This is a genomic window from Streptomyces tsukubensis, assembly GCF_003932715.1.
GTDB lineage: Bacteria > Actinomycetota > Actinomycetes > Streptomycetales > Streptomycetaceae > Streptomyces > Streptomyces tsukubensis.
This window is the reverse complement of record NZ_CP020700.1, coordinates 4496450-4509401: the sequence shown is the minus strand read 5'-3', so window position 1 is coordinate 4509401 and position 12952 is coordinate 4496450. Positions and strand designations below refer to the sequence as shown.

Here is a 12952-nt window from a genome sequence, read left to right as displayed (position 1 = left end):
ACGGCGCGGGGCCGCCGGTCCCGGCGATTGCGCTCACACGGAGGAACACGGGCTGCTAGCTTCCGCGTTCAGGGCGGGAAGAGGCATCAGGAAGGCGGGCACGGGGTCGTGGACGAACACCGGGTGGGGGCGGAGAGCACCGATGCGGCGGCGGTCGCGGAGCTGGTCGGGGAGGCACGCGAGGAGGCCGAAGGGCGGGCCGGTGACTTCGCCTACCGGCAGTCGGGAGGCTGGGAGTCCGTCGCCGACGACGTCCGCTTCTGGTGCGCGTGGCACTGGGACGAGGTGCAGGAAGAACTGCCGGACCGGGCCGAGGAGCTCGGCCTGCGGTGGGAGGACGTGAAGGCTCCCGTGCGGGCCGCCTTCGAGGAGACGTTCCGGAAGTCGTTCGGCTGAGAGGCCCGGCGGGCGCTGCGGCAGATCGCGTTCGTCTGCCGGTCAGTTGCCGAGGAGGCCCAGCAGTGCCTGGGTGGCCTGGAAGCCGTCGCCCGCCGTCAGCAGGAACCGCTGGATGCGCCCGACCGCCAGATCACGTGACTCCTCGGCGTCGTTGGCCACCGCGGCGTCCAGGGCATCGGCGTGGCTGAGTGCCGTGTCGGCCACGTCCTGCGGCACGCGGGTGGCCTCTTCGCGCAGCAGCCGTGACAGCTCCCCGTAGGAGAAGGTGACCTCCTGGGACTGGTGGTGATGGACGTTCGTCTGCGCCCCGGGGCTGTTGACGGTGGTGGTGTTCGGTCCCGAAGTGGACGTCTGGTTGATCGTGAACCCGGGAGGGGACTCCCTGCGGCCGATGTTCGCCATGTTCTCCCTCACTCCGGCCACGGTGGCCCGATAGCGGTACTCGCCGATGGGGTAGTAGGGGCCCACGACCTGGTGGGCGAACCCGAGGTCGTCCAGCCTCCCCATGATGTGGTGCACATCCGCGGCGTTCCAGCGCATGCGGACGAAGTAACCGGTCAGGTCGATGAAGACGTCGGGGGCGCTCCCGCTCGCGCTGCAGAGATGGTCGAGGGCCTGCAGCGCGAGCCGGTCCGTCTGTTCCCCGGGCGTGGACCGGGGCGGCAGGGAGGCCAGGAATGCCTGCTCCCGCCGCAGCCTGTCTTGGATATCCCGGCCCCTGCCTCCGTAAGTCCAGATGAGCGCGGCGGCACCGATCACCAGGATGAAAGGAAGGAGCGTAACGATGTCCACGGAGACGTCCTCCCCCGGGGATCTCCGGCTGAAGAGGTCACACCCTAGGGCGCCCCGCGGAGAGGAAACAGACCCCGATTCGGACAATCACGGGATCCGCGGCGGGCCGCTGTCAGAAGTTGTTGAAGGCGATGCCGCTGGTGAGAGGGGTGAGGCCGTTGCGCTGGGCGCCGTCGATCTTCACTCGCTGGCCGGAGACGTGCTTGACGTAGATGCGCATGAGGAAGGTGCGGGTGCCGCAGGAGGGTTCGATGGTGATGTTGTTCAGGGCGTAGTAGCCGGTGGTGTGGTGGGCGTTGTCCCCGACGGTGCGGGAGATCTGGTGCTGGTGGGTGCGGCAGGCATGGCCGGTGGTGTCGAGCTGGACGAGCTCGAAGCGGGTGTCCACGACGGCACCCGGCCCCTTGGGGGGACCCCACATGTTCTGCGGGCAGGAACCGGTCTCGTCGTAGCAGGTGGTGAGTCCGAGGTTGGCTTGGGCGGAGACGGTGACGGCGTCGGGATGCGCCTCCCACTTGTGGCGCACGGTTCCGTCGTTGTAGAAGACCCAGGCATCCGGCTGGGCCGGTGCCGCACCGACGTAGGTGCAGGTGCCGGTGGTGGCATTGCTGGCGCAGTCGGGGTTCTGCCACCAGTGGGCGCCGGCCCGGTCGCTGTCGTCGGACTCCAGCCAGGTGCTGCCCGCCTTCACCGTCAGATGGGGGTTGCCCAGCAGGGAGGTGTAGGCGTTGACCTTGAGGATGCAGGTGTAGGTGCCCGCGGCGGGCGCGGTGAACAGCAGATCGGTGTAGAGCGGCAGCCGGCCGGGGACGGCGTAGCTGGTGGTGTCGTAGCCCTCGTGGTTGCGGGCCGATGCGGCCTCCACGCTCGCCAGGTTGCCCGAGGCGTCGTTGCAGAAGATCCGTACGGTCTTGCCGACGTTGCCCGTGATGGAGTTCGTGCTCTCCGCCCGGGCGCGCAGATGCCGCTTCTCACCCGCGGCGAGGGTCAGCGTCTGCTGGAGCACATGGGCGAACGTGTCGTCGTGGATGACGCTGTCGGTGGCCAGGGTCACCCGGGTCTTGGTGACCGCTGACGTACTGTCGGCGCCCGTACCGGCGGCACCCGCCGACGTCGCCCACAGGGGCAGCAGTGCCATCGTGAGGGCGGCCGTGAGTACGGTGCGCCACCGTCCGGACCGGGCTCTCTTCTGCATACGGGTGTCCCTCACTCCTCGTCGTGGACCCGGAAAGTACCCCGCGTTTCTCTCCGTCACCCCTTATCACTCCGATCACCTGATCATCAGATGAAGAGCGCCGACCGGGTACGTCCTCACGGCCGGTCGACGGCGTACGGGAACGCTCCCGTCCCCGCGGACGACCCCTGGCACGGGGCCGGGACCAACCGCCCCCGTGTACGCGAACGCGAGAAGAGCTGATCCGTCGTATGCGCAACCTTGTCCACCGGGCCCTCAACCGGTTACGGACTTCCCTCAACCCGCGGGCTCCGGTTGTCGTCCTGATTCCTGCACCACCCCGCACCAACCGCCGTCCCCGGGCCGGCCCCGACCAGGAACAGGCCCGGGCCGTCCTCCGAGTCCGGACCGGGCGCAGGCCGATCGTCGCGCCCCACGGCAGCCGTCCCGACCGGCCCGTCGCCGTACGGGCCGCCCGCCCCGGACCGGACCGGCCGGACCTGGGTCGGACGGTCCTCGAAGGACTCCTCCGCGCACTACTGCATCCGCGGACGCACCGCCACCGCACCTGTAGGGGTACAGCCCGGCCGCACCATCTGCCCCGCCCCCGTCACCGACGCCCTCACGACCGCCCCCGGAGCCCAGCCGTGATCCTCGCCCTCGACTCACCCTTCGGCCACCTCGACGTCACCCACTGCGAAGCCTGCTGGACGGCGCCCGTCACCACCCTCCGCGTCACCTCGGAAGGCCGCGACCTCCTCTGCGCGCCCTGTGCCGTCGCCAACAACCCGCCCAGAGTCCTCCTCTTCCCTCCCTTCGGCATCTACCGGCTCACCGAGCACCGGCTCGACACGGGCAGACGGAGAGAGCCCGGCCTCACCCCGAATCCCCCATCCGGCTGACGCACCCCCACCGCCCCGGGCTCCGGAGCGGCCTACCGCGCGCAGTCCAGAAGGATCCGCGCCAGATCGGCCGGCCGGGAGAACATCGGCCAGTGGCCCGTGTCCAGCTCGACCAGCCGCCACCGCTCGCCCTTCAGCAGCTCGGCCACGTCCGAGGTCGGCTCGGGGCCGTCCAGCAGGCACTTGATGTACGTCGCCGGAAGCTCCCCCAGCGGGCGGGGCAGCACGGCCGGATCGGCCAGGGACACGCCCGGGTGCGGGGTCGCGCCCGTCACGAACCGGGTGACCTGATCGTCGGTGAGGCCCTGGCCCTCGCAGTCGGCCGCGGCCAGGGGGGCCCAGAGGCCGCCGTTCTCCGCGAGGGCGGTCTCCAGCTTCGCCGGGCCCTCCCACCAGGTCGAGACGAACGACTCCCCGTCCGCCGGAACGTTCGCGTCGACGAAGACGACCCGTGCCAGCCGGTCGCCGATCAGCTCCGCGGCCTGACCGACCGGGATGCCCGCGTAGCTGTGGCCGACCAGCACCACATCGCGCAGACCGAGGCGCTCGACCTCGTCGACGATGTCCCGGACGTGGGTCTGCCGCCCCACCGGCTCGTCCTCTCTCTCGGCCAGACCGGACAGGGTCAACGGATGCACGCCGTGGCCCGACCCGCGCAGCTCGGGCACCACGTCGTCCCACGCCCACGATCCGAGCCACGCGCCTGCCACCAGTACGAAGTTCGCCATGGGCGCACAGTACGCGCGGGGTCCGACAGCCCCCCTCAGACACCGCCGCCGCGCACCCCGGGCGCCCCGCGCACCCCGGGCGCCCGGCCCGCGAGCAGCCGGTCTTCCGGTCACGCAGCGGGCGCCTCGACCGCGGTGTTCTGGCCCGCGACGATCTTCCAGCCGTCCGGCTGCTCGGAGATCACGTACAGCGTCGCCCCGTGCAACCCCTCCACCGGCTCGCCCGCGGCGTCGGTCGGGGTCTGCACCACATTCACCGCGATCACCCCCGGAGCCAGCTCCAGCAGCTTCACGATGTCGTAGCGCGCGTACGAGTCGCGCAGGAAGCTCTTCATCGCCGGGCCGCTGAACTCCGCGATCGCCGCCCGGTCGTCCTGCCGCAGCCCCCGCGCGTTCGACCACGACGTACGCTCCGCGAACTGCTCGCTCAGCGCGACGGGGTCCTTGTCGTTGAAGGCCCGCTCCAGCGCCTTCACCACCCCGGTCACCGCCGTCCGAACCGACTCCGGCACCTCTCCTACGACAAGAACATCGCTGGTCATGACTGCTCCTTCGACAACCGGGCGCCGCCCGGGGCGCCGGTGATCGGCGCCTATGAACAGTCCACAACCTGAACCAAGCTTGAGGTCAAGGGGCGGGCTTCGGTGCCGTCGACGCCGGATGGACCGCGTCCGGGCCGAAGCGGGCGCGGGCGCGGTCCGCCGCCGCCTCCAGACGGCGGGCCCGGTCGTCGGACGGGTCGAAGGTCAGCTGGTGCGCGGACCGGTCCTCCGGGGCGATGTCCTGCGCACGCAGCGCGATGCTGCGGACCCGGGCCCGCTGGAGCGCCAGCGCCCCGTACATCCGGTCAGCCTCCTCCGCCAGCGCCCGCGAATGCGCCGTCGGTTCGCGCAGGGCCCGGGTACGGACCGTGCTGGAGCGGTCCGCGTAACCCACCGTCAGCACGAGCGCGCCCGCCGCCCGGTGCTCGCGCCGCAGCTTCCAGCCCAGCTCCTCCACGCACCCCAGCAGCGCCTGCCGGTGCCGTACGGGATCCAGCTCGTCGCGCGGGAACTCCCGTACCGCGGTCACCGTCTCCGGCGGGGCGGCCGCGACCACCCGGGCCGGGTCCGCGCCCCGCGCGTACTCCTGGAGCCGCCGGGCCGCCGGACCGCCCAGGATCCGCTGGAGCGTCGCGGCCGGGACCCGCTGGAGGTCCCCGACCGTCACCAGGCCGTACGGCGCGAGCGTACGGACCGTCGCGGGGCCCGCGCCCGGCAGTACGGCCACCGGCAGCGGCGCCAGATACGCCACGATCTCCTCGGGCCCGGCCGGCGCGCAGCGGATCGCGTTCGGCGGGCCCGACTGGGCCGCGATCCGGGCGAGCAGCGGATTCGGGCCGACGCCGACCGTGCAGTCGATGCCGTGGACCGCCGCCACCCGCATCCGGACCAGCGCCGCGAGATCGCGGGCGTCCCGGTCGAAGTACCTGCGGGCCCCGGCCACATCGGCCAGCAGCGCGTCCGGCGGCAGCGCCTGCACCAGCGGGGTGACCCCGCCGACCAGGCCGACCAGCCTGCGGTAGACCGGCTCCGGGTCACCGAGTCCGGCGACGGCCCGCAGCCCGAAGTGCACATAGAGGATCATGCCCGTCACCCCGCGCTTCCGCGGCTGGCGTGGTGGAGGGCGCGGCCGCCGACGAGCGGCACGCCCGGCGGGCGCAGATCCGCCCAGGCGTTCATCACATAGCCGGTGGGCTCGGTGAGGGTACGGCCCCGGCGCTGCCGCTCACCGTGGTGACCGGGACCCGGCTGCCGCCGGGTCAGCCGGTCCGCGACCGCCGCCGGGCCGCCGTCCCGGTGGAGTTCGATCAGCTCGGCCAGGTCCCAGGCCGCCTCGCCGGTGACGCTGAGGCTGCCCGGCCGGTTGCGGGGGCGGGAGACCGTACCGCGGACCAGCAGCAGCGCGCTGTGGAAGACCGTGGCCGCGCACCGGTCGTGGCTGTCCTCGAAGAAGGCCAGGTCGGACAGGCCGGTGGGGTCGTCGAGAGTGGCGAAGACGACCCGCCGGCCGCCGCGGATCGGCGGTGTCTGGGTCGCCGTCTTCACCCCGGCGACCAGCACGGTGGTGCCGTGCGGCAGTTCACCGAGCCGGGCGGCGGGCGTGGCGCCGATATCGGTGAGCAGGGCGCGGTGGTCGTCGAGGAGGTGGCGCGTGATGTCCATGTCGAGGACGTCGAGTTCGGCGGCGAGCTGATCCCAGTCGTCCATGGCGGGCAGCCCGCCGGTCCGCCCGCCGTCCGGGACCGGCCCGCTGTCCGGGGCCGGTGGTTCCGGTACGGCTGCCGAGGCCCCTGCCGGAGCCGCGGCCCCTGCCGAAACCACAGCCCCCGCCGGAGCCCGGCCCCCCGCGGCCGCCTCCCCCAGCGGCAGCTGCCCCGGGTCCAGCGCCGTCCGCCCCTGGCGGTGCAGTTCCGCGATCTCCAGCAGCAGTTCGCGCCGGCCGCTGCGGTCACCCGTGCCCAGCGCGTCCAGCGCGCCGACGCGGGCCAGGCGTTCCGCGACCGGGCGGCTCGGGTGGGCACGGCGCCAGAAGTCGGTGAGGGAGACATAGGGCCCGCCCGCGACGATCCGCGCGGTCTCCGCCTCGCTGATGCCCCGGATATGGGCCAACCCCAGCCGTACACCCCATTTATTACTCTTTCCGCCGGACACCAGTTCGATCCTGGTGTCCGCGTGGGACAGATTCACCTCCGGCAGCAGCACCGGCACCCCGCGCCGCCGGGCGTCCGCGACGAACACCCGCTTGTGGTACATCCCCGGATCGTGGGTGAGCAGCCCGGCGTAGAAGGCCGCGGCCCGGTGGGTCTTGAGCCACGCGGACTGGTACGTGGGCCGGGCGAAGGCCGCGCCGTGCCCCTTGCAGAAGCCGTACGCGCCGAACCCCTCCAGGATCCTCCAGACGTCCCGTACGACCTGCGCCGGGTAGCCGTGCTGCCGGGCCCGGTCGGCGAACCAGGCGCGCAGCCGCCCCTGCCGGTCGCGGTCGGAGAGGGCGCGCCGGGCCTCGTCCGCCTGGCCGAGGTCGCAGCCGGTCATCGTCTGCATGATCCGGATGACCTGCTCGTGGAAGACGACCTGGCCGCCGGTCTCCGCGAGGATGTCCCGCAGATCGGTGTGCGGACAGCCGACCGCGGCCCGCCCGTCGCGCACGGCGATCAGCGGGTCGATCATATTGGCGGCGACCGGCCCCGGCCGGAAGAGGCTGATGTCGAGGGTGATGTCGTCGATCGTGCGCGGGCGCAGCCGCCGTACCAGATCGCGCTGGCCGGGCGATTCGATCTGGAAGCAGCCCATGGTCTGTGCGGAGCCGATGAGTTCGTACGTCGCCGGATCGTCGAGCGGGACCTGCGCGGGGTCGTCGATGTCGAGGTGCTCACCGGTGGCGCGTTCGATCTCGGCGACGGCGTGCGCGAGCGTGGACTGCATCCGGACGCCGATGAGATCGGCCTTGATGTGTCCGGTGTCCTCGACGTCCTCCTTGTCGAACTGGGCCATGGCGATGCCGTCGAGGGTGGTGGGGACGGTCGGGGTGCGGTCGAGCAGCCCGTCGTCGGAGATCAGCAGTCCGCAGGGGTGCATGGCCATACCGTGCGGCAGTCCGTCGAGCGCCTCGACGAGGGTCCACAGCCGGCCGTGGTCCTCGCCCGCGACCTCCCGCAGTTCGGGCAGCTCGCGCAGGGACGCGCGGACGTCCTTGGCCCGGATCTGGGGGAATGCCTTGGCCAGCCGCCCGGCCTCGTCGGGTTCGATGCCGCGGGCCCGGGCGACGGCCTCGATGGCGCCGCGGGCCCGGTAGGTCTCATAGACCGCGAGGGTCGCCACCCGCTCACTGCCGAAACGTTTCAGCACTGCCTGGTAGACCTCCACGCGCCGGGCGCTCTCCACATCCAGGTCGATATCGGGCATGGCGGTGCGGTACGGGGAGAGGAAGCGCTCCATGACCAGCCCGTGTTCGACGGGGTCGACCGGGCTCATCCCCAGCAGATGGACGACGAGGGAGCCCACGCCGGAGCCGCGCGCCGCGATCCGTACCCCCATGTCCTTCACGAGCCGGACGATCTCGGCCATGGTGAGGAAGTACCCGGCGAGGCCGAGGCCCGCGATGATCCGCAGCTCGCCCTCCAGACGGTCCCAGCGGCCGGGGTCGCGGTGGTGGCCGCGGTGCATCATGGCGCCCGCGCAGCGGGCCGCCAGCTCACGGTCGGCGGAGTCCCGGGTGGCACCGATGAGGTGCGGCTCGGGCAGATGGAGGCGGCCGAGGCCGAAGGCTTCGCCCGGGTCGACCACACAGGCCGCGGCGGTCTCCTCGGTGGCTGCGAGCAGAGCGCGGGCCCGGCGGACGGCATCGGCACCACCGGCCGCCTCGGCAACGCGTTCGGCGATCCGCTCCATGTCACCGGCGTCCTTCAGCCAGCGTTCGCCGCCGTCGAGGGCGCTGCCGTCGCGGGCGTCGACGGGCACGAGCAGCCGCGCCGAGTCCAGGATGTCCGCGATCTCGCCCTGGCCGGGGTCGGCGTAGCGGACGGCGTTCGTCAGTACGGGGGTGATGCCCTGCTCCTCCGCGAAGCCGAGCAGCCGGGCGGCGAGCCGGAGCGACCCGGGGCCGGAGCCCGGGCGGTCATGGCAGGCGACCTCGATGCGCAGGGCGTCACCGAAGCGTTCGCGCCAGGGGCCGACGAGCCGGGCGGCCTGGTCGGGGCGGCCGCGGGCGAGGGCCCGGCCCGGTTCGGAGTCGGCGCCGAGCAGCACGAACAGGCCGTCCCGGCCGGGACCGCCCGCCGCGTGGTCGAGAGCCGCCCAGGCCGCCGCGTCGGATCCGTCGCAGGACCATGCGGCACCCGTACCTCCGCCCGTGCCCGCGCTCTCGCCGGGACCGGTGGTCGCGGAGCCCGCAGTGGAGCCCGCCGCGGCCGACACCAGCCGGCACAGCGCGGCCCAGCCGGGCGCGCTGCGCGCGAGGAAGACGGCCCGCTGCCGGGGCTCGGCGACGAAGACGCCGCCCTTCGCGGGCGTCCTGGTCCGGTGCGGGTCACCGCTCCCGGCGGCACCGGGCTGCGGCACGGCGGGGACCCCGAGGTCCACGCCGAACAGCGGCCGTACCCCGGCGGCGGCACATGCCTTGGCGTGCCGTACCGCGCCCGCGAGGCTGTCCCGGTCGGTCAGCGCGAGCGCGTCGAGACCGCGTTCGGCGGCGCGGCGGGCCAGGTCGTGGACATGGCTGGCGCCGTAGCGGAGGGAGTAGCCCGAGGCGGTACGGAGATGCGTAAAGGACATCCGTACCTCCTCTCACCAGCCACAACTCTCCCTCCCATGTCGATGGGGCCCACGATAGACCTTTTCGAAGAAATGTTCGAAGACGATCGTCCAAACAGAGCAAAAGTCCCGATATCAACCATATGCCGCGATCGTCGATAAGTGCGGACGATCCGGAGAGGTGGGGCGGGGCCGGTCCGGGGCTCCCCGGCCCGGCAGACTGGCGAATTGCAAAAACCTGCAATCCGCTGGATGCTGGACCGTCGGATCGGCCGTGCCCGCAGCCGACGGATGACCATGGGCACAACCGCCGTATGCCGCAACGCCGTACCGAACCGCAACGCCGAATCGGGAGCTGATGCCGAACCGGCTGTACGAGGGGGATCCGAGAACCGTGTCGCTCCCCGGGCTGGCCGAACTCCGGACCCTGCCCCGCCGTCTCGTCCTCACCCTCCCCACCACGGGCCAGTCCGTCCGCACCGCCCGTGAGACCGCCGAACAGGCCCTGGTGGAGTGGCGGATCGGGCTCCGCCACCCGGTCGTCGACCCGGCCCTGCTGATCCTCACCGAACTGGTCACCAACAGCGTCCGGCACGCGGCGGACCTCTCCCCCACCCTCACGGTCATCCTCGGGGCGGGCCCGGACAGCTTCGCCTTCGGCGTCCACGACCGGCATCCGGACCGGCCCGGCCTCGGCACCCTCCGCACGGCCGCCGACCCGGCGCCCGGCAGCGGGCTCGCGACGGTCATGGAGCTGACCCTCGGTCTCGGCGGCACCGCGTCCGTCCTCCCCGACGAAGCGGGCAGCGGCAAAACGGTCTGGATCACGCTCCCCCTCTGACGGGCGCCCTGCGGCGCCACGTGCCGAACGGGCGACGACGTGCCGCCCCGCCCACGGACCCGGGGCCATGCCCGATGATGAGCGCATGGCGAAGAGTTCTCAGGGGACGCGATTCACGGTGCTCACGGTGCGCACACGTCCGGCGGGGCCGGACCGATGAGCGCGCCGCTGTACCAGCTGAAGGCGGAGTTCTTCAAAACCCTGGGCCACCCGGTCCGGATCCGCGTCCTGGAGCTGCTCAGCGAGCGGGAGCACGCGGTGTCGGAGCTGCTCCCCGAGGTCCGGGTCGAGGCCGCCAGCCTCTCCCAGCAGCTCGCCGTGCTGCGGCGGGCCCGGCTCGTCGTCACCCGCCGCGAGGGCTCCGCCGTGATCTACGCGCTCGCCAGCCCCGAGGTCGCCGAGCTGCTCCGGGTCGCCCGGACCATCCTCACCGGGCTCCTCACCGACCAGGCCCAGCTGCTGGAGGACCTGCGGGCGAAGGAGCAGCGGCGGGGCCCGCAGGGGGCGGCCGCCCGCCGGATACGCCCCCGCTCCTGACCCCCGTACGGCATGCCCCGGGGCCCGTACCACCACCCTTTCGGCGGCGGTACGGGCCCCGGCCCGGCCCGGAGCGGGAGGCTTCCCGCTCCGGGACCGGCTCAACTCTCCAACGGGACAAGGCTCCCGATCACGGGATCACGGAGTCTTCTTCGTGATCTGGAGGTCCGCCGTCGGCTTGCGGACCGTGCCGCCCGGCGTTCCCGTCGTACTGCTGTTGTTCGAGGACACCGGGTCCCGTGTCGACGAGTCGACCGTCGCCGTGTTCCGGATGTCCGAGCCGTCGCCCTCGTAGTCCGGCGCCAGCTTCACCCGGAAGACCCAGGTCGTGGAAGCGCCGGGGGCGAGCGTCGGCAGCGGTCCGCAGACCACCGAGTCGCCCGACATGCACTCGTCGTCGGAGGAGACGAAGGTGAGTGCGGTCGGGAGTACGTCGTCGACCTCGACGTCCTCCGCCTGCGACGGGCCGTTGTTGGTGACCGTCACCTGGTATTCGAAGGTCTCGCCGGGCGCGACCGGCGCCGAGGTGACCGGCCGCTTGACGATGCCGAGGTCCGCGGACGGGGCCGCGACCGTGCCGCCGGGGACGGTGGCCGTGTCGGTGTCGTTCTCACTCGCCGGGTCGATGTTGTCGGCGGTGACCTTGGCGGTGTTCAGCAGATCGCTGCCGTCGCCCTTGTAGGCGGGGTCGACGCGGACCGTGAGGACGTACTCGACGGACTGGCCGACCTGGAGCGGGGTGGCCCGGCGGCAGTTGACGGCCTGCCCGGAGACGGTGCAGCCGGCGGGCGACGACGAGACGTACGTCAGCCCGGCGGGCAGTTCGTCGCTGATCCGGACGTTGAACGCGTCCGCCGACGGACCGTTGTTGGTGACCGTGATCCGGTAGTCGAAGGTCTGGCCGGGGATCGGGGACACCGTCCCGACGGCCTCCTTGGTGACCGCGAGGTCCGCGTACGGCTGGTTGACCGCGCTGCCGGGGAGTCCGGCGGGCGGGCTGGTGTTGTTCGACGGGACCGGGTCGCCGGTGTCGCTGTCGACGACGGCGACGTTCTGGATATCGGAGCCGTCACCGCGGTAGTTCTGGTCCAGCCGGACCGTGAACAGCCAGGTCTTCGACGCGCCGGGGGCGAGGGCGGGCTGCGGTCCGCAGCTCACCGTCTGCCCGGTGGCGGTGCAGCCGTCCGGCGACGAGACGAAGGCCAGCGGGGCCGGGAGGACGTCCGAACCGGTGACGTTCACGGCCCGCGACGGACCGTCGTTGGTGACGGTGACCGCGTACTGGAAGGTCTGTCCGGGCGCGATGACCGTGGAGGTCGTCGGCCGCTTGGTGACCCAGATATCGGCCTGCGGCTGCGTGACCCCGCCGGGCGGCAGCACCGGCGGCGAGGTGTTGTCCTCGGGTTTCGGGTCCTCGGAGTCGGAGGTGGAGGTGGCCGTGTTCCGCAGATTGGTGCCGTCGCCGGTGTAGGAGTCGCTCAGCTTGACCTTGAAGGTCCAGGAGACGCTGTCCCCGGCGCGGAGCACTCCGAGCGGTCCGCAGGTGACCCGCTGCCCGGAGGCCGTACAGGGGTCGCCGGAGGAGACGAAGCTCAGCCCGGCGGGCAGATTGTCGGTCGCGGTGACGTTCCGGGCGTCGGAGGGGCCGGTGTTCTGGACGGTGACCCGGTACTGGAACTCCTCACCGGGCACGGTCGGACCGGAACCGATCGCCGTCTTGATGGTGTTGAGGTCGGAGACCGGGTCGAAGGGACCGGTCGGGGTCACCGGGTCGGTCTTGTTGTTGCCCGGATCGGGGTCCACGGCCTCGGAGGTGGCGGTGGCGGTGTTCCCGAGGTCGGAACCGTTGCCCTGGTAGGAGGGGCTGATCCGGACGACGAAGGTCCAGTTCTTGGTCTCGCCGACGGTCAGCTCCGGTTCGGGACCGCAGGTGACGGTCAGCCCGGCCGCCGTACAGCCGTCGGCCGACGACACGAACTCCAGCCCCTCCGGCAGGGTGTCCGTGGCCACCACGTCACGCGCGACCGAGGGGCCGTTGTTCGTCGCGGTCAGGGTGTACGTCACCAGCCCGCCGGGCGGGGTGGCGGCCGGGGCCGCCAGTTGCGTCACCACTCGGGCGGGCGTCAGGGGTGCTGCCGCGGCGGCGCCGGACCACAGGGGTACGGCCGCGCCGGCCAGGAGGGCGGCGACCACGGCTCGCACCACGGGTCGCGGGCGCCGCCGCCCTCGTCTGCTGCTCGGTCTCATTGCGTATCGGGTCCATTCCTCGGAGGGTCGTGGGGGCG

Annotated in this window: 11 protein-coding genes; 4 read left to right on the top strand and 7 right to left on the bottom strand. The window is 72.4% G+C overall.

All coding sequences use genetic code 11. The features are described 5' to 3' along the window. Positions 1 to 108 precede the first annotated feature (108 nt). Positions 109 to 396, top strand: coding sequence for a hypothetical protein (locus tag B7R87_RS18420; RefSeq protein ID WP_006347561.1), 288 nt, complete (start codon positions 109 to 111; stop codon positions 394 to 396). A 42-nt stretch (positions 397 to 438) separates the two neighbouring features. On the opposite strand, the gene B7R87_RS18415 is transcribed toward B7R87_RS18420, so the two are convergent. Together B7R87_RS18415 and B7R87_RS18410 are read right to left on the bottom strand one after the other, a co-directional pair. Then, on the bottom strand, positions 439 to 1191 hold the full coding sequence (locus B7R87_RS18415) for a hypothetical protein (protein ID WP_006347562.1): 753 nt from the start codon (positions 1189 to 1191) through the stop codon (positions 439 to 441). A 112-nt stretch (positions 1192 to 1303) separates the two neighbouring features. Beyond that, a complete protein-coding gene (locus tag B7R87_RS18410; RefSeq protein ID WP_006347563.1) occupies positions 1304 to 2386 on the bottom strand; it encodes a hypothetical protein in 1083 nt (360 codons plus the stop codon). Between the two features lie 626 nt (positions 2387 to 3012). Between B7R87_RS18410 and B7R87_RS18405 the strand changes: the two genes are divergently transcribed. After that, positions 3013 to 3267, top strand: coding sequence for a hypothetical protein (locus B7R87_RS18405; protein ID WP_006347564.1), 255 nt, complete (start codon positions 3013 to 3015; stop codon positions 3265 to 3267). Positions 3268 to 3299: 32 nt separating this feature from the next. Here B7R87_RS18405 and B7R87_RS18400 read toward each other — a convergent pair whose 3' ends face one another. The 4 genes from B7R87_RS18400 to B7R87_RS18385 form a co-directional block, all read right to left on the bottom strand. After that, positions 3300 to 3995, bottom strand: coding sequence for an alpha/beta fold hydrolase (locus B7R87_RS18400; RefSeq protein ID WP_006347565.1), 696 nt, complete (start codon positions 3993 to 3995; stop codon positions 3300 to 3302). A 110-nt stretch (positions 3996 to 4105) separates the two neighbouring features. Continuing rightward, positions 4106 to 4537: an SgcJ/EcaC family oxidoreductase gene (locus tag B7R87_RS18395; protein WP_006347566.1), complete on the bottom strand. Its 432-nt coding sequence runs from the start codon at positions 4535 to 4537 to the stop codon at positions 4106 to 4108. A gap of 85 nt (positions 4538 to 4622) precedes the next feature. Beyond that, entirely contained in the window at positions 4623 to 5630 is a 1008-nt protein-coding gene (locus tag B7R87_RS18390; protein ID WP_006347567.1) for a DNA polymerase Y family protein, read from the bottom strand. Continuing rightward, a complete protein-coding gene (locus B7R87_RS18385) occupies positions 5627 to 9310 on the bottom strand; it encodes a DNA polymerase III subunit alpha (protein WP_130584952.1) in 3684 nt (1227 codons plus the stop codon). The genes B7R87_RS18390 and B7R87_RS18385 overlap by 4 nt, the downstream gene beginning before the upstream one ends. A 337-nt stretch (positions 9311 to 9647) precedes the next feature. On the opposite strand from B7R87_RS18385, the gene B7R87_RS18380 reads away from it, so the two are divergent. Both B7R87_RS18380 and B7R87_RS18375 read left to right on the top strand, forming a co-directional pair. Continuing rightward, positions 9648 to 10130: an ATP-binding protein gene (locus B7R87_RS18380; RefSeq protein ID WP_006347571.1), complete on the top strand. Its 483-nt coding sequence runs from the start codon at positions 9648 to 9650 to the stop codon at positions 10128 to 10130. Positions 10131 to 10286: 156 nt separating this feature from the next. Continuing rightward, positions 10287 to 10667, top strand: coding sequence for an ArsR/SmtB family transcription factor (locus tag B7R87_RS18375; RefSeq protein ID WP_006347572.1), 381 nt, complete (start codon positions 10287 to 10289; stop codon positions 10665 to 10667). 138 nt (positions 10668 to 10805) lie between these two features. Here B7R87_RS18375 and B7R87_RS18370 read toward each other — a convergent pair whose 3' ends face one another. After that, positions 10806 to 12860 carry a COG1361 S-layer family protein gene (locus B7R87_RS18370; protein WP_233168870.1) on the bottom strand — a complete coding sequence of 685 codons (2055 nt, stop codon included), beginning with the start codon at positions 12858 to 12860 and terminating at the stop codon, positions 10806 to 10808. Positions 12861 to 12952 lie beyond the last annotated feature (92 nt).

What these genes read in the sequence shown, in the direction of transcription:
- B7R87_RS18385 (WP_130584952.1), bottom strand. Translation starts at nt 9,310, where the DNA reads ATGTCCTTTACGCATCTCCGTACCGCCTCGGGCTACTCCCTCCGCTAC.
- B7R87_RS18375 (WP_006347572.1), top strand. Translation starts at nt 10,287, where the DNA reads ATGAGCGCGCCGCTGTACCAGCTGAAGGCGGAGTTCTTCAAAACCCTG.
- B7R87_RS18410 (WP_006347563.1), bottom strand. Translation starts at nt 2,386, where the DNA reads ATGCAGAAGAGAGCCCGGTCCGGACGGTGGCGCACCGTACTCACGGCC.
- B7R87_RS18395 (WP_006347566.1), bottom strand. Translation starts at nt 4,537, where the DNA reads ATGACCAGCGATGTTCTTGTCGTAGGAGAGGTGCCGGAGTCGGTTCGG.
- B7R87_RS18380 (WP_006347571.1), top strand. Translation starts at nt 9,648, where the DNA reads ATGCCGAACCGGCTGTACGAGGGGGATCCGAGAACCGTGTCGCTCCCC.
- B7R87_RS18400 (WP_006347565.1), bottom strand. Translation starts at nt 3,995, where the DNA reads ATGGCGAACTTCGTACTGGTGGCAGGCGCGTGGCTCGGATCGTGGGCG.